The organism is Pseudomonas sp. AC169 (assembly GCF_979258515.1).
Map to the genome: position 1 here is coordinate 1,722,867 of NZ_OZ409866.1, position 14,447 is coordinate 1,737,313.

Below are 14,447 nucleotides of genomic sequence, written 5' to 3' on the forward strand. Positions count from 1 at the left end.
GCTATGAGCGAAGATCGATCGAGCAACGGGCAGAAGTCATGGCTGGGTAAACTGACCCAGGCTTTTGCCCACGAGCCGAAGAACCGTCAGGAGCTCCTCGAGCTGCTGCGTGATGCACATCAGAACAAACTGCTGGACAGCGAAGCGCTGGCCATCGTCGAAGGCGCCATTCAGGTGGCGGACCTGCAAGTACGCGACATCATGGTGCCGCGTTCGCAGATGATCAGCATAAAGGCGACCCAGACACCCCGTGAATTCCTCCCGGCCGTGGTCGACTCGGCCCACTCGCGCTATCCGGTCATCGGTGAAAGCCATGACGACGTGATGGGCGTGCTGCTGGCCAAGGATCTGCTGCCGCTGATCCTCAAGGAAAACGGCGACAGCTTCAACATCAAGGATCTGCTGCGCCCGGCCACGTTCGTGCCGGAGTCCAAGCGTCTGAACGTGTTGCTGCGTGAATTTCGCGCCAACCACAACCACATGGCCATCGTCATTGACGAATACGGCGGCGTGGCCGGTCTGGTGACCATTGAAGACGTGCTCGAACAGATCGTCGGCGACATCGAAGACGAGCACGACGTTGAAGAAGACAGCTACATCAAGCCGCTGCCAAGTGGCGATTTCCTGATCAAGGCCCTGACGCCGATCGAGAACTTCAACGAGTTCTTCGACAGCGAGTTCTCCGACGACGAGTTCGACACTGTCGGCGGTCTGGTGATGAGCGCGTTCGGGCACTTGCCGAAACGCAACGAAATCACTGAAATCGGCGCCTATCGTTTCCGCATCCTGAACGCCGACAGCCGTCGGATTCACTTGCTGCGACTGACTCCAATCGCTCGGTAAAAAATCTAAGGATTGAAATGCGCTGGACAACCCGCCCCGGCTGGCCCGGTAACCTGCTGGCCGTGGCGGCCGGTGCAATCACCACCTTCGCTCTGGCACCGTTCAACATCTGGCCGCTGGCTTTGCTGGCGGTCGGATTGTTCTACGCCGGTTTGCGCGAGCTGAGCCCGCGTCAGGCGCTGGGCCGTGGCTGGTGCTTCGGTTTCGGCCTGTTTGGTGCCGGGACTAGCTGGATCTATTACAGCATTCACCATTTCGGCGGCGCTTCGGTGCTGCTGGCCGGGTTCCTGATGTTGCTGTTTACCGCCGCGATCGCCTGGTTCTTTGCCCTGCCGGCCTGGTTATGGGCGCGCTGGTTGCGGCGTAACGAAGCTCCGGTGGCGGATGCATTGGCGTTTGCTGCATTGTGGGTCGGGCAGGAAGCGTTTCGCGGCTGGTTCCTCACTGGCTTCCCTTGGTTGTACTCCGGCTACAGTCAGCTTGATGGGCCATTGGCCGGGCTTGCGCCGGTCGGTGGCATGTGGCTGGTGTCGTTCGTTCTAGCGTTGACCGCAGCGCTGATCTACAACGCGCGGCGCTTGCTGCAAAGCGGGCGCAAAGGCTTTGTGGCTGCGGGTCTGGTTTTGCTGGTCGGCCCTTGGATTGCCGGTATCGCGCTTAAAGGCCACGCCTGGACCAGCCCCTCCGGCGCGCCTCTGACGGTTGCCGCGATTCAGGGCAACGTCGCGCAAAGCATGAAATGGGATCCGGCCGAACTCAACGCGCAGTTGGCGCTGTACCGCGATCTGAGTTTTCGCTCGAAACCGGTGGACCTGCTGATCTGGCCGGAAACCGCCGTTCCGGTATTGAAGGAGTCCGCCGAGGGCTACCTGAGCATGATGGGCACCTTCGCTGCCGAGCGTAAATCGGCGCTGATCACCGGTGTGCCGATTCGCCAGACGGTGCACGGCGAAAGACGCTTCTTCAACGGCATCACCGTGGTGGGCGAAGGCGATGGCACTTACCTGAAGCAAAAACTGGTGCCGTTCGGTGAATACGTGCCGCTGCAGGATGTATTGCGCGGGCTGATCGCCTTCTTCGACCTGCCGATGTCCGACTTCGCCCGTGGCCCGGCGGATCAGGCGTTGTTGCAGGCCAAGGGTTATCAGATCGCACCCTTCATCTGCTACGAAGTGGTGTATCCGGAATTCGCCGCTGGCCTTTCGGCACGCAGTGATCTGCTGCTGACGATCAGCAATGACACCTGGTTCGGCACCTCGATTGGCCCGCTGCAACATTTGCAGATGGCACAGATGCGCGCGCTGGAGGCGGGTCGCTGGATGATCCGCGCAACCAACAACGGCGTGACCGGGCTGATCAACCCGTTCGGGCAGATCACCGAGCAGATTCCGCAGTTTGAACAAGGCATCTTGTACGGCGAAGTGGTGCCGATGCACAACCTGACGCCGTATCTGCAATGGCGCTCGTGGCCATTGATCATCGTCTGCTTGCTGCTGTTTGGCTGGGCACTGATGGCCAGCCGGATGTCGAAAACCCTTTAAAAGCTCCCGAGACTGATCGTTCCCACGCTCCGCGCGGGAACGCCGCCGGGGACGCTCCGCGTTCCGCTTCGGATGTGGCGCAGAGCGCCACGGGATGCGTTCCCACGCAGAGCGTGGGAACGATCAATCACCGCGGTAAAACAACGAATACCCCACCTGCCCCACCGCTTCATTCAGCAACTGCCCGCTCTGCCAGATCGACTTGAACTCCGGCAGCCAGCCACCAAATGGGCGGGCGTTATCAGTGCCGAGAAACCCTACCGGCGCCGGCACCACTTCAAATCCTGCCTGTTGAAAACTCCACACCGAGCGCGGCATGTGCCACGCCTGAGTGACGACAACCACGCGTTTGATCCCTTGTGGCAAGAGGATATCGGCGGTGAACTTGGCGTTTTCCCACGTGGTACGGCTTTCGCCTTCCTGCCAGCGCACCGTCACGCCAAAATCGTCACGCAACGAATCCGCCATCAACTTCGCCTCGGTTGGCGGCGTACCGTAATGCAAGCCCCCCGTGGTCAAGATCGGCAAGCCCGAGGCTTTGGCCAGTCGCGCCGCATAACGCTGACGCTCAAGGCCCACGCCGGTCGGCTGATCCTCACCCCACGCCAGATCACCACGCTCGCGCCCGGATCCCAGTACCACGATCGCATCGGCCCGTTGCGCCAGCGTTGCCCATTCTTCACGGGCCAGCGGTGGCTCGCGCTCCAGCGCTTTGGCGCCCCACTGCACGACCACCGGCAGGCTCATCAGCCACATTCCGCCAAAGCCTATGGCGAAACACAGGCTCGCGAGTCGCGGCCGTGAGCGCCGCAACCACCAAGCGGCCAGCAACAGCAGCAAAAGAATGCCGGGCGGCAATAGAAGTTGTTTGATGAAATAACGAAAAGGCATCGGGCATCTCCACAGATGCCCGAAGCCTAAGAGTGTTAATAAAGCGTTACAACCAATAGGTGGGATCCTGTTGAAAAAGATCCGGTTCTTGACCTGCCATGCGCTTACTTGGCCTGTACAGAGCGAACCTTGACGGTGTCTCTGCCGGGCGCCTTGTCCTTGAGCCAGATGACCTTGGCCGAATGTGCTGCATCGAGCTGTTTCACTGCTTGTGACAGGCAGCCATGCGTTTCACGTTCACTGCGATCCAGATAGGCCTTGACCAGTTTGAACTCGGCGGGACTCAAGCCACGCAATTCCAGTTCCAGGGGGCGCTCGTCGCGCAGCCGGTCAGCGGTTTTTACTGCGTCCAGGGCCATACCCAGACGGTCGATCAACCTCTCGTACAACTCGGGTTTCGTCACGTTTTTTTGCCGTTGCTCCACCATCCCTCACCTCATTGAAGATAAGACTCACTCCCCAGTTAGAGCTTAGCTTCGCTGCACAAACCGGCTGTACGCCGCGACCAACGGCCCCTGATGCATGTATTGCGGCGTATGTAGCTGTAATCAGGGTTTCCCTAGGCCAAGCGCGGTCATGTATGCTACGGCGCTTCCTGTAATTCCACTTCCAGCTCGTCCGGGCCAACCCCGGAACCTGCGTTGAAGAGGATTAGGCCACCCCTATCCAGTACAAAAGTAGCCATGCACGAACAATATCAGCCCCGTGAAATCGAAGCCGCCGCCCAGTCGTTCTGGGACGAGCAAAAGTCCTTTGAAGTCAGTGAACAGCCAGGCAAGGAAACCTACTACTGCCTGTCGATGTTCCCTTACCCCAGCGGCAAGCTACACATGGGGCACGTGCGCAACTACACCATCGGCGACGTGATCTCCCGCTACCAGCGCATGCTCGGCAAGAACGTTCTGCAACCGATGGGTTGGGATGCTTTCGGCATGCCGGCGGAAAACGCCGCGATGAAGAACAACGTCGCGCCGGCCAAATGGACCTACGAAAACATCGCCTACATGAAAACCCAGCTGCGCAGCCTGGGTCTGGCGGTCGACTGGTCGCGCGAAGTCACCACCTGCAAGCCGGATTACTACCGCTGGGAACAATGGCTGTTCACTCGCCTGTTCGAAAAAGGCGTGATCTACCGTAAAAACGGCACCGTGAACTGGGACCCGATTGACCAGACCGTCCTGGCCAACGAACAGGTGATCGACGGTCGCGGCTGGCGTTCCGGCGCGCTGATCGAAAAGCGCGAAATCCCGATGTACTACTTCAAGATCACCGCCTACGCGGATGAGCTGCTGGAGAGCCTCGACGAACTGACTGGCTGGCCTGAACAGGTCAAGACCATGCAGCGCAACTGGATCGGCAAATCCCGCGGCATGGAAGTACAGTTCCCGTACAACGTCGACTCGATCGGCGAAGCCGGCACGCTCAAAGTCTTCACTACCCGTCCGGACACCCTGATGGGCGCGACCTATGTCGCCGTGGCTGCCGAGCACCCACTGGCCACTCTGGCCGCAAAAAACAACACCGAGCTGCAAGCGTTCATCGCTGAATGCAAAGGCGGCAGCGTGGCTGAAGCCGACGTTGCCACTCAAGAGAAGAAAGGCTTGCCGACCGGCCTGTTCGTCGAGCACCCACTGACCGGTGAAAAACTCCCGGTATGGGTCGCCAACTACGTGCTGATGCACTACGGCGACGGCGCGGTCATGGCTGTACCGGCGCACGACGAGCGCGATTTCGAATTCGCACACAAGTACAACCTGCCGGTTAAATCCGTAGTGCGTACCAGCTCTGGCGACAGCAACCCGGCCCCGTGGCAAGACGCCTACGGCGAGCACGGCACGCTGATCAACTCCGGCGAGTTCGACGGTCTGGACTTCGCTGGCGCATTCGACGCCATGGAAGTCGCGCTGATCAAGAAAGAACTGGGCGCCTCGCGTACCCAGTTCCGCCTGCGCGACTGGGGCATCAGCCGCCAGCGCTACTGGGGCTGCCCGATCCCGATCATCCACTGCGATGCGTGCGGTGACGTGCCGGTGCCGGAAGATCAACTGCCTGTCGTCCTGCCGGAAGACGTGGTGCCAGACGGCGCCGGCTCGCCGCTGGCGCGCATGCCTGAGTTTTACGAATGCAGCTGCCCGAAATGCGGCCAGCCTGCCAAGCGTGAAACCGACACCATGGACACCTTCGTCGAGTCGTCGTGGTACTACGCCCGTTACGCCTCGCCGCACTTTGAAGGTGGTCTGGTGGAAAAATCCGCAGCCGACCACTGGCTGCCGGTCGATCAGTACATCGGCGGTATCGAACACGCGATTTTGCACCTGCTCTATGCGCGCTTCTTCCACAAACTGATGCGTGACGAAGGTCTGGTCAGCTCCAACGAGCCGTTCAAGAACCTGCTGACCCAAGGCATGGTGATCGCCGAAACTTACTACCGCCGCGAAGCCAATGGTGCCTACACCTGGTTCAACCCGGCGGACGTAGAACTTGAGCGCGACAGCAAAGCCAAGGTCATCAGCGCCAAGCTGAAATCCGACGGTCTGCCGGTGGAAATCGGCGGCACCGAGAAGATGGCCAAGTCGAAGAACAACGGCGTCGACCCACAGTCGATGATCGATCAGTTCGGCGCCGATACTTGCCGCCTGTTCATGATGTTCGCCTCGCCGCCTGACATGAGCGCCGAGTGGTCCGACTCCGGCGTCGAAGGCTCGCACCGCTTCCTCAAGCGCGTCTGGCGTCTGGCGCAAGCCCACGTGACACAGGGCTTGCCGGGGAAACTGGACATCGCCAGCCTGAACGACGAGCAGAAAGCCGTGCGCCGCGCCATTCACGTGGCCATCAAGCAGGCCAGCCACGACGTCGGCCAGAACCACAAATTCAACACCGCCATCGCCCAGGTGATGACGCTGATGAACGTGCTGGAAAAAGCCGCGCAAGGTACCGAACAGGACCGCGCACTGGTTCACGAAGGGCTGGAAGCCGTGACCCTGTTGCTGGCGCCAATCACGCCGCACATCAGCCACGAATTGTGGAACAAGCTGGGTCACGTCGACGCAGTCATCGACGCTGGCTGGCCGGCTGTGGACGAAAGTGCTCTGGTGCAGGACAGCCTGACTCTGGTGATCCAGGTCAACGGCAAGCTGCGCGGTCAGATTGAAATGCCGGCCAGCGCAACCCGTGAAGAAGTGGAAGCGGCAGCGCGCGCCAACGAAAACGTACTGCGTTTCGTCGACGGCCTGACTATTCGTAAAGTGATCGTAGTGCCCGGGAAACTGGTCAATATCGTCGCCAGCTAATTGGATCGGGCGTCAGGTTCGCCTGACGCCAAGTAAAACCTTTCGGGCCGTATAGCCGGCCCACGTGGTTTCAAGGGGAGCAACACAATGATCAAACGCAATCTGCTGGTGATGGGCCTCGCCGTTCTGTTGAGCGCCTGTGGTTTCCAGCTGCGCGGCACCGGCACCAACGAACTGTCGATCAAAGAACTCGATCTGAGCGCCCGTAACGCCTACGGCGAGACGGTCACGCAGCTGCGTCAGGTGCTGGAGTCGAGCGGCGTCAAGGTTTACAGCGGTGCTCCGTACAAGCTGTTCCTGGCTGACGAGCAGGAAAGCCAGCGCATCCTCAGCTACGCCGGTGCCGGCCGTACAGGCGAGTACCAGGTCAACACTGTCCTGAACTACGAGATCCGTGGCGACAAGAACCTGCAACTGCTGAGCGACAAGCTGGAAGTGCAGAAAGTGTTTATCCACGACGGCAACAACCTCATAGGTTCGGACCAGGAAGCCAACGACGCCCGTCGCGAAACCCGCCGCGAGCTGGTTCAACGCATGATGCTGCGTCTGCAGCAATTGACGCCAGGCCAACTGCAACAACTGCAGCAAGCGGCCAATGATCGCGCCAAGGCAGAAGCCGATGCACTGCAAGCGGCGCAAAAGGCTGAAGCGGAAACCCCGCGTCAGTCGCCGCTCGAAGTACCGCAGCAGTAAGAAGTTCGGGGCGCTCAGGCGCCCCGATCGACCTTTCTTATGAAGCTCGCTCCCGCCCAACTCGGCAAACACCTGCAAGGTGCCCTCGGCCCTGTCTACATCATCAGCGGCGATGACCCGCTGTTGTGTCAGGAAGCCGCCGACGCCATCCGCAGTGCTGCGCGCCAACAAGGTTTCGACGAACGCCAGGTCTTTGCTGCCGACGCCAATTTCGATTGGGGCACGTTGTTGCAGGCCGGCGCCAGCATGTCGCTGTTTGCTGAAAAACGCCTGCTGGAACTGCGCCTGCCCTCGGGCAAGCCCGGTGACAAGGGCGCTGCTGCACTCATCGAGTACTGTTCGCGTCCGGCTGAAGACACCGTGCTGCTGATCAGCCTGCCCAAACTCGATGGCAGTGCGCAGAAGACCAAGTGGGGCAAGGCGCTGGTTGAAGGCCAACAGACCCAGTTCATCCAGATCTGGCCGGTGGATGCCAATCAGCTGCCGAGCTGGATTCGTCAGCGTCTCTCTCAGGCCGGGCTATCGGCGAGTCAGGACGCCGTCGAATTGATTGCTGCGCGTGTCGAGGGCAACCTGCTCGCCGCCGCGCAGGAAATCGAAAAGCTCAAGTTGATGGCCGAGGGTGGCCAGATCACCGTCGAAACCGTGCAGGCCGCTGTGGCGGACAGTGCGCGATTCGACGTGTTTGGCCTGACCGATGCCGTGCTTAATGGCGAACCGGCCCACGCGCTGCGCATGCTTGAAGGCTTGCGCGGTGAAGGTGTCGAACCGCCGGTGATTCTCTGGGCGCTGGCGCGAGAGCTGCGGCTGCTGGCCAATATTTCATTGCAGTACAGTCAGGGCACGCCGCTCGACAAGTGTTTCAGCCAGGCAAAACCGCCGGTCTGGGACAAGCGCAAACCGCTGATGAGCAAGGCTCTGCAACGCTACTCGGCGCAACGCTGGGCGCAGTTGCTGCTGGAAGCGCAGCGGATCGACGCGCAGATCAAAGGCCAGGCTGCCGGGTCGCCGTGGATGAGCCTGAGTCGGTTGGCATTGTTGATGGCTGGCCAGCGTCTTTCTCTGCCTGCCGAATAACCTGCTCTACCGCATAACGGCCTGCTCGCGAAAGCGCCAGAACATTCCTACACAACAGGCACTGGACAGACGCCCGACATCGGCAGATTATTTCCCCCGCAAAACCCACTCACTCGAGAGAACCCTCATGAGCAAAAAGCCATCGAAACATGGCCCCAACAAGGCCAAATCCATCGTCGCCCAGCCCCTGTTCCGCAGTCGCCAGGAACGACCAACCAAGGGTAAAGGCAGCTACCGCCGCGAAGCCTTCCAGTCTGACAGCTGGGAGGCTTCTTACTTTCTGGCCGCTTAAAGCGCAGTACCCCCCGCTCATGTTAAGGTCTGCACCTGATTCGTTTTTCTGGAACTGTGCATGCCCCTAAGTCTTTCCCGTCGCTGGCCTGTTCGCCAGATGATCGCTGCCTCCAGCTTCATTCTGCTTGTCGCCTGCGCGGAAAAACCGACCGCCGCCGACGCGCAACCTCTTCAAGCCGCGCCTGTCGCCACGGCCCCAGCGATCATCCCGCCGGTAGTGCCGTCCGCCGACCCACTTGATCTACAGCCAACTCAGACCTTTGCCGAATGGCAGGCCGATTTCCGCAAGGACGCCCTGGCTGCCGGGATCCGTCCTGAGCTGTTCGATCGCGCGTTTGCCAATGTCAGCTTCGACGCCAGTGTGATTCGTGCTGACCGCAGTCAGCCGGAATTCTCCCGACCGGTGTGGGAATACCTCGACGGCGCCCTTTCGCCGCTGCGCGTACGCAAAGGTCAGGCGCTGATCAGCCAGTACGCCGATATTCTGCAAAGCATCGAGCAGCGTTATGGCGTTGACCGTCAGGCACTCGTATCGGTGTGGGGCATGGAAAGCAATTTCGGTCAGTTTCAGGGCAGCAAGTCGGTGATCAACTCGCTGGCCACCCTCGCTTACGAAGGTCGTCGCCCGGGCTTTGCTCACGCGCAATTGATCGCTGCTCTGCAGATCCTGCAACAGGGTGACATCACGCCGGAGAAGATGCTCGGCTCGTGGGCCGGTGCGATGGGCCAGACCCAGTTCATTCCGACCACCTACAACACCCATGCTGTCGATTTTGACGGCGATGGCCGCCGCGATATCTGGGGCAGCCCTGCTGACGCGCTGGCCTCGACCGCGCACTACCTGCAAAGCTCCGGCTGGCAACGTGGTCAGCCGTGGGGGTTTGAAGTGCAGTTGCCGAGCAGCTTCAACTACACGCTGGCTGATGGCGCAATCCGCAAAAGTGTCGCCGAATGGCGTCAACTGGGCGTGATGCTACCGAACGGCGCTGAGGTCCCGGCAGGTTCAGAACAACTGTCCGCCGCCCTGCTGCTGCCCGCCGGCTATCGCGGGCCAGCGTTCCTGATTCTCGACAACTTCCGGGCGATCCTCAAGTACAACAACTCGTCGTCCTATGCGTTGGCGGTGAGCCTGCTGTCCGAGCGTTTCAGCGGTGGTGGCTTGATCAACGGGAGCTGGCCGAAAGATGACCTGCCGCTGAGCCGCACCGAACGTATCGAATTGCAGACGTTGCTGAGCGCGCGCAATTACGATGCCGGCACGGCTGACGGGATTATCGGCGCCAATACGCGTAAGGCGATTCGCAGTGCCCAGCAGTCGTTTGGCTGGCCGGCGGATGGCTATCCGACGCACAAGTTGCTGGAAAGCCTGCGTACCCAATAGAACGAAAGCCGTATGGCTGATATCGCTTTCGCGAGCAGGCTCGCTCCCACATCGGAATGCATTGCAAATGTGGGAGCGAGCTTGCTCGCGAAGACTGACTGTCAGGCGACTTATTTCTAAGCCTTGATCACCACATCCTGCTCCAGCATCAATTCCTTCTTACCGGCATCCAGCCGCACCAGCGCGCCCATCGGCAGCGTCAGGTTCGGATCACAATGGCCGCTCCGCCATCCCGACAACACCGGAATCCGCAACGGCTCGAAAGTCTGTTTGAGCAAGCGGTTCAATGCCGCGACATCCACGCCTGCTATGTCCCCCACTAATACGCCACGCAATTTGGCCAGTTTGCCGGCCAGACGCATCTGGGTCAGCAATCGATCAATGCGATACAGCGGCTCGTTGATGTCTTCGATGAGCAGAATCACCCCCTCGACATCAATCTCGTAAGGCGTACCCAACGTTGCGGCGATCATCGCCAGATTGCCGCCCAGCAGCCGCCCGTGAGCGATGCCTGGTTCTACGGTGGTCAGCGGATAAGCCACCGGATGGCTCAACACACTCCCCGTCTTCAATTGCCCGCGCAGCATGGCGAAGAACGAGGTGACCGTCGGCGGCTCCTTGTCGCCCAACAGGTCGGCGTTGAGCAGTGGCCCGTGAAAGGTCACGAATCCTGCATATCGACTGATGGCCAGGTGCAGCGCGGTGATATCGCTGTAGCCAACGAATGGCTTGGCATGGCGGCTCAGCAGGTCGTAGTCGATCCGGTCGAGCAAGCGCGGCGTACCGTAGCCGCCGCGCAGGCAAATGATGGCATCGACCTCGGGATCAGCGAATGCCGCATGCAGATCGCGCAAACGGACGTCGTCACTGCCGGCCAGATAGCCGTCCTTCTCGTAAACACCGGGAAACACCTTCAGCCCGTAACCACGGGCGCGCGTCCATTGCACCGCTTTATCGGTGTCCAGGGCGCCGGGGCCGGCAGGCGCAATAACGCCGATCAGCCCTTCCGAGCGCAGGGCGGGCACGGCTCGGTGCGGGCAAAGTGTGTGGGTCGGGCGAACAGTCATCCATGAATCTCCATGCGTAAAATCATGCTCACACAGTAGTCAGGAACGGCGCTAAACAGAAGAGGCTCGGCCACGCCGCAGGTTGCAGGAAAAATCAGCATTGAGTGTAAGACAGGCAAAAAAATGCCCGCCGGGCGTTAAAACCTCGGCGGGCACTTTTCATTCAGCGCCGGATCAGGAACCCAGCAGCTCAGCCTTGACCAGCTTCGCCTGCTCGTCGGCATGGTACGAAGAACGCACCAGCGGGCCCGAAGCGACGTTCTTGAAGCCCATCTTGTAACCTTCTTCGGCGAACCAGGCGAAGGTGTCCGGGTGCACGAAACGCTGCACCGGCAAGTGGCTGCGCGACGGTTGCAGGTACTGACCGAGGGTCAGCATGTCGATGTCGTGTTCGCGCATGCGCTTCATCACTTCGATGACTTCGTCGTCGGTCTCGCCCAGACCCAGCATCAGGCCGGACTTGGTCGGAATGTGCGGCATCATCTGCTTGAAGCGTTGCAGCAGGGTCAGCGACCACTGGTAATCCGAACCCGGACGTGCAGCCTTGTACAGGCGCGGCACGGTTTCCAGGTTGTGGTTGAACACATCCGGCGGCTCGGCCGCAGTGATTTCCAGGGCGACGTCCATACGGCCACGGTAGTCCGGGACCAGAGTCTCGAGCTGCACGTTCGGCGACAATTTGCGGATTTCGCGGATGCAATCGGCAAAGTGCTGGGCACCGCCGTCACGCAGATCATCGCGGTCAACCGAGGTGATCACCACGTACTTGAGCTTAAGGTCAGCGATGGCGATGGCCAGGCTTTCCGGCTCGTTGACGTCCAGTGGCTTCGGACGACCGTGGCCGACGTCGCAGAACGGGCAGCGACGGGTGCAGATGTCGCCCATGATCATGAAGGTCGCGGTACCACCGGAGAAGCACTCGCCGAGGTTCGGGCAGGAAGCTTCTTCGCAGACGCTGTGCAGCTTGTGCTTGCGCAGCAGACTTTTGATACGGTCGACTTCCGGCGAAACCGGGATGCGCACGCGGATCCAGTCAGGTTTCTTCGGCAGTTCGGTGGTCGGAATGATCTTTACCGGAATGCGTGCAACCTTCTCGGCGCCGCGCAGCTTGACGCCGGCTTCTACCTTGGGACGCGGGGCCGGGCGCTCGGTCACGTCGAGCGTCGGGATCATGGTTTGCACTGCATCAGTAGTCATATCAGTCGATTCCGCCCGTCAGGGTCGTCTGCTCAGCATAGTCGAGGTGTTTGACGAGCTGCGCGCGCAGCCGGGCACTTACCTCGGCAAATTCAATCGATCCTGCGTGATCGCTCAACTGGGTCATTGCCAACCCGGCATAGCCGCAGGGATTAATCCGTCGAAACGGTTCCAGGTTCATATCCACGTTCAGGGCCAGGCCATGAAAGGAACAACCGTGGCGAATCCGCAAACCCAGAGAAGCGATTTTCGCTCCGTCGACGTACACGCCGGGAGCGTCTGGCTTGGCCGCGGCGGTTACGCCGTAACTGGCCAGCAGTTCGATCAGGCAAAGCTCCATGCGACTGACCAGATCACGCACGCCGAAACCCAGCTTGCGTACATCCAGCAACAGGTAAGCCACCAACTGGCCGGGACCATGATAAGTCACCTGCCCGCCGCGATCGACCTGCACCACCGGAATATCCCCCGGCAGCAGCAAGTGTTCGGCCTTGCCGGCCTGGCCCTGAGTGAACACCGGCGGGTGTTCGACGAGCCAGATTTCGTCGGCGGCATCGCTGCCGCGTTCGTTGGTAAAGCGTTGCATGGCATGCCAGACCGGCTCGTACGCCATCTGGCCGAGCTCACGAAAGCCCAGCGTGCCCGGCATCACAACACCATGTGCACGAAACCGGTCGCCCGCAGATCGCTGTTGATGTTGTACAGCTGATCCTGATCGGTCGCGACGATGTGCAACTGGATGGTGGTGTATTTGCCGTTGCTGCTTTGACGCTCGTCGATGCGCTCATCATTGATGGTCGCGTGCTTCAGGACGATCTCGATGATCTTGTCCTTGTTGCCAACGCCCGTATCGCTGATCACCTTAATCGGATAATCAGTCTGCGGGAATTCGATCTTTGGCGCCTTTACTTCGGTATCGGTCATGGCGTAACGGCCTCTTGAGCGCAAGCCGTGATAACGCGCATGGCCCCGCACCGGATCGGGGCGGGGCCATGCAGGTCAACACAAATCAGTTGAACAAGCCGTAGAAGAATAGACGGATGCTATCCCACATGCGGCGGAAGATACCACCCTCCTCGACGCCATCCAGAGCGATCAGGTCAGCGCTGTGCACCACCTTGTCTTCCAGTTTGACTTCGACTTTACCGATCACGTCGCCCTTGGCGATTGGCGCGGTCAGTTGCGGGTTCATGGTCATGCTCGCAGCAAGCTTCTTCAGCTGGCCTTTTGGCAGGGTCATGGTCAGGTCTTCAGCCAGGCCGGCCTTGACTTGATTGGTGGTGCCTTTCCACACCGGGGCCTGAGCCAGTTCGGTGCCCTTCTGATAGAAGGTCTGGGTTTCGAAGAAGCGGAAGCCGTAAGTCAAAAGCTTCTGGGTTTCAGCAGCACGGGCCACTTCGCTGTTGGTGCCGAACACCACGGCGATCAGGCGCTGGCCATCACGTACAGCCGAGGACACCATGCAGTAGCCGGCTTCGTCGGTGTGACCGGTTTTCAGACCGTCGACGGTCTTGTCGCGCCACAGCAGCAGGTTGCGGTTAGGCTGCTTGATGCCGTTCCAGAAGAACTCTTTCTGCGAGTAGATCGCGTAGTGAGCCGGGTCTTCGTGGATGATCGCACGGGCCAGGATCGCCATGTCGTGAGCCGACGAGTAGTGCTCAGGGTTTGGCAGACCGGTCGGGTTCATGAAGTGGGAATTGGTCATGCCCAGATCAGTCACGGTTTTGTTCATCAGGTCGGCGAACGCATCTTCGCTGCCGGCGATGTGCTCGGACAGCGCCACGCTGGCGTCGTTGCCGGACTGAATGATGATGCCGTGCAGCAAGTCGCTGACCGTCACCTGCGAGCCGACTTTGATGAACATCCGCGAACCGCCGGTACGCCAGGCGTTTTCGCTGACGGTCACCGGATCGTTTTCACCGATCTGGCCACGACGGATTTCCAGGGTCGCGATGTACGCGGTCATCAGCTTGGTCAGGCTGGCCGGTGGCAGACGCTGATCGCCATTGTTCTCGACCAGCACGTTGCCGCTGCTGGCATCCATCAGAACGTAGGCTTTGGCGGCCAGTTGCGGTGGCGACGGCATCATCTCGGCCGCGAAGGCGGCTGGCGAGAGGAGCAGCGGGACTAGCAGACACAGGCGTTTGGCAAAGGTGGTGATGTTCATCCGTCT

14 protein-coding genes are annotated in these 14,447 nt (G+C 60.3%); 7 read left to right on the top strand and 7 right to left on the bottom strand.

Going from position 1 to position 14,447, the window contains the following annotated elements:
• The first annotated feature begins 3 nt into the window (after window positions 1-3).
• Both ACZZ0G_RS07820 and lnt read left to right on the top strand, forming a co-directional pair.
• Entirely contained in the window at window positions 4-843 is an 840-nt protein-coding gene (locus tag ACZZ0G_RS07820) for an HlyC/CorC family transporter (protein WP_007909641.1), read from the top strand.
• 17 nt (window positions 844-860) lie between these two features.
• A complete protein-coding gene (gene lnt, locus ACZZ0G_RS07825; RefSeq protein ID WP_463555806.1) occupies window positions 861-2,384 on the top strand; it encodes an apolipoprotein N-acyltransferase in 1,524 nt (507 codons plus the stop codon).
• Between the two features lie 123 nt (window positions 2,385-2,507).
• Here the strand turns inward: lnt and ACZZ0G_RS07830 are convergent, their stop codons facing one another.
• Window positions 2,508-3,275, bottom strand: coding sequence for a YdcF family protein (locus ACZZ0G_RS07830; protein ID WP_463555807.1), 768 nt, complete (start codon window positions 3,273-3,275; stop codon window positions 2,508-2,510).
• A 104-nt stretch (window positions 3,276-3,379) separates the two neighbouring features.
• Entirely contained in the window at window positions 3,380-3,703 is a 324-nt protein-coding gene (locus ACZZ0G_RS07835; RefSeq protein WP_077574659.1) for a hypothetical protein, read from the bottom strand.
• Window positions 3,704-3,958: 255 nt separating this feature from the next.
• Here ACZZ0G_RS07835 and leuS point away from each other — a divergent pair, with 255 nt between their 5' ends.
• From leuS to ACZZ0G_RS07860, 5 genes are all read left to right on the top strand, one after another.
• Window positions 3,959-6,565 carry a leucine--tRNA ligase gene (leuS, locus tag ACZZ0G_RS07840; RefSeq protein ID WP_463555808.1) on the top strand — a complete coding sequence of 869 codons (2,607 nt, stop codon included), beginning with the start codon at window positions 3,959-3,961 and terminating at the stop codon, window positions 6,563-6,565.
• Between the two features lie 87 nt (window positions 6,566-6,652).
• Window positions 6,653-7,258, top strand: coding sequence for an LPS-assembly lipoprotein LptE (locus ACZZ0G_RS07845; RefSeq protein WP_463555809.1), 606 nt, complete (start codon window positions 6,653-6,655; stop codon window positions 7,256-7,258).
• A gap of 39 nt (window positions 7,259-7,297) precedes the next feature.
• The gene (holA, locus tag ACZZ0G_RS07850) at window positions 7,298-8,335 is read left to right on the top strand and encodes a DNA polymerase III subunit delta (protein WP_123375872.1); all 1,038 of its coding nucleotides are present in this window, start codon (window positions 7,298-7,300) and stop codon (window positions 8,333-8,335) included.
• Between the two features lie 127 nt (window positions 8,336-8,462).
• The gene (gene arfA, locus ACZZ0G_RS07855; protein ID WP_016986126.1) at window positions 8,463-8,627 is read left to right on the top strand and encodes an alternative ribosome rescue factor ArfA; all 165 of its coding nucleotides are present in this window, start codon (window positions 8,463-8,465) and stop codon (window positions 8,625-8,627) included.
• 60 nt (window positions 8,628-8,687) lie between these two features.
• On the top strand, window positions 8,688-10,010 hold the full coding sequence (locus ACZZ0G_RS07860; RefSeq protein WP_463555810.1) for a lytic murein transglycosylase: 1,323 nt from the start codon (window positions 8,688-8,690) through the stop codon (window positions 10,008-10,010).
• A 116-nt stretch (window positions 10,011-10,126) separates the two neighbouring features.
• On the opposite strand, the gene ACZZ0G_RS07865 is transcribed toward ACZZ0G_RS07860, so the two are convergent.
• The 5 genes from ACZZ0G_RS07865 to ACZZ0G_RS07885 all read right to left on the bottom strand — a co-directional run bounded on the left by ACZZ0G_RS07865 (window position 10,127) and on the right by ACZZ0G_RS07885 (window position 14,441).
• A complete protein-coding gene (locus tag ACZZ0G_RS07865; protein WP_463555811.1) occupies window positions 10,127-11,077 on the bottom strand; it encodes a S66 peptidase family protein in 951 nt (316 codons plus the stop codon).
• Between the two features lie 174 nt (window positions 11,078-11,251).
• Complete coding sequence (lipA, locus tag ACZZ0G_RS07870) at window positions 11,252-12,250, bottom strand: lipoyl synthase (RefSeq protein WP_162130178.1); 999 nt, start codon at window positions 12,248-12,250, stop codon at window positions 11,252-11,254.
• Between the two features lie 25 nt (window positions 12,251-12,275).
• Window positions 12,276-12,923 carry a lipoyl(octanoyl) transferase LipB gene (gene lipB, locus ACZZ0G_RS07875; RefSeq protein ID WP_008087909.1) on the bottom strand — a complete coding sequence of 216 codons (648 nt, stop codon included), beginning with the start codon at window positions 12,921-12,923 and terminating at the stop codon, window positions 12,276-12,278.
• A complete protein-coding gene (locus tag ACZZ0G_RS07880; protein WP_242206935.1) occupies window positions 12,923-13,198 on the bottom strand; it encodes a DUF493 domain-containing protein in 276 nt (91 codons plus the stop codon). Before ACZZ0G_RS07880 ends, lipB begins: the two co-directional genes overlap by 1 nt.
• A gap of 85 nt (window positions 13,199-13,283) precedes the next feature.
• On the bottom strand, window positions 13,284-14,441 hold the full coding sequence (locus tag ACZZ0G_RS07885) for a D-alanyl-D-alanine carboxypeptidase family protein (RefSeq protein WP_038361911.1): 1,158 nt from the start codon (window positions 14,439-14,441) through the stop codon (window positions 13,284-13,286).
• Between the last annotated feature and the right edge of the window lie 6 nt (window positions 14,442-14,447).

Excerpts from the sequence above, each read along its gene's own strand:
- ACZZ0G_RS07820 (WP_007909641.1), top strand. The coding sequence starts at position 4 with ATGAGCGAAGATCGATCGAGCAACGGGCAGAAGTCATGGCTGGGTAAA.
- lnt (WP_463555806.1), top strand. The coding sequence starts at position 861 with ATGCGCTGGACAACCCGCCCCGGCTGGCCCGGTAACCTGCTGGCCGTG.
- ACZZ0G_RS07830 (WP_463555807.1), bottom strand. The coding sequence starts at position 3,275 with ATGCCTTTTCGTTATTTCATCAAACAACTTCTATTGCCGCCCGGCATT.
- ACZZ0G_RS07835 (WP_077574659.1), bottom strand. The coding sequence starts at position 3,703 with ATGGTGGAGCAACGGCAAAAAAACGTGACGAAACCCGAGTTGTACGAG.
- leuS (WP_463555808.1), top strand. The coding sequence starts at position 3,959 with ATGCACGAACAATATCAGCCCCGTGAAATCGAAGCCGCCGCCCAGTCG.
- ACZZ0G_RS07845 (WP_463555809.1), top strand. The coding sequence starts at position 6,653 with ATGATCAAACGCAATCTGCTGGTGATGGGCCTCGCCGTTCTGTTGAGC.
- holA (WP_123375872.1), top strand. The coding sequence starts at position 7,298 with ATGAAGCTCGCTCCCGCCCAACTCGGCAAACACCTGCAAGGTGCCCTC.
- arfA (WP_016986126.1), top strand. The coding sequence starts at position 8,463 with ATGAGCAAAAAGCCATCGAAACATGGCCCCAACAAGGCCAAATCCATC.
- ACZZ0G_RS07860 (WP_463555810.1), top strand. The coding sequence starts at position 8,688 with ATGCCCCTAAGTCTTTCCCGTCGCTGGCCTGTTCGCCAGATGATCGCT.
- ACZZ0G_RS07865 (WP_463555811.1), bottom strand. The coding sequence starts at position 11,077 with ATGACTGTTCGCCCGACCCACACACTTTGCCCGCACCGAGCCGTGCCC.
- lipA (WP_162130178.1), bottom strand. The coding sequence starts at position 12,250 with ATGATCCCGACGCTCGACGTGACCGAGCGCCCGGCCCCGCGTCCCAAG.
- lipB (WP_008087909.1), bottom strand. The coding sequence starts at position 12,923 with ATGCCGGGCACGCTGGGCTTTCGTGAGCTCGGCCAGATGGCGTACGAG.
- ACZZ0G_RS07880 (WP_242206935.1), bottom strand. The coding sequence starts at position 13,198 with ATGACCGATACCGAAGTAAAGGCGCCAAAGATCGAATTCCCGCAGACT.
- ACZZ0G_RS07885 (WP_038361911.1), bottom strand. The coding sequence starts at position 14,441 with ATGAACATCACCACCTTTGCCAAACGCCTGTGTCTGCTAGTCCCGCTG.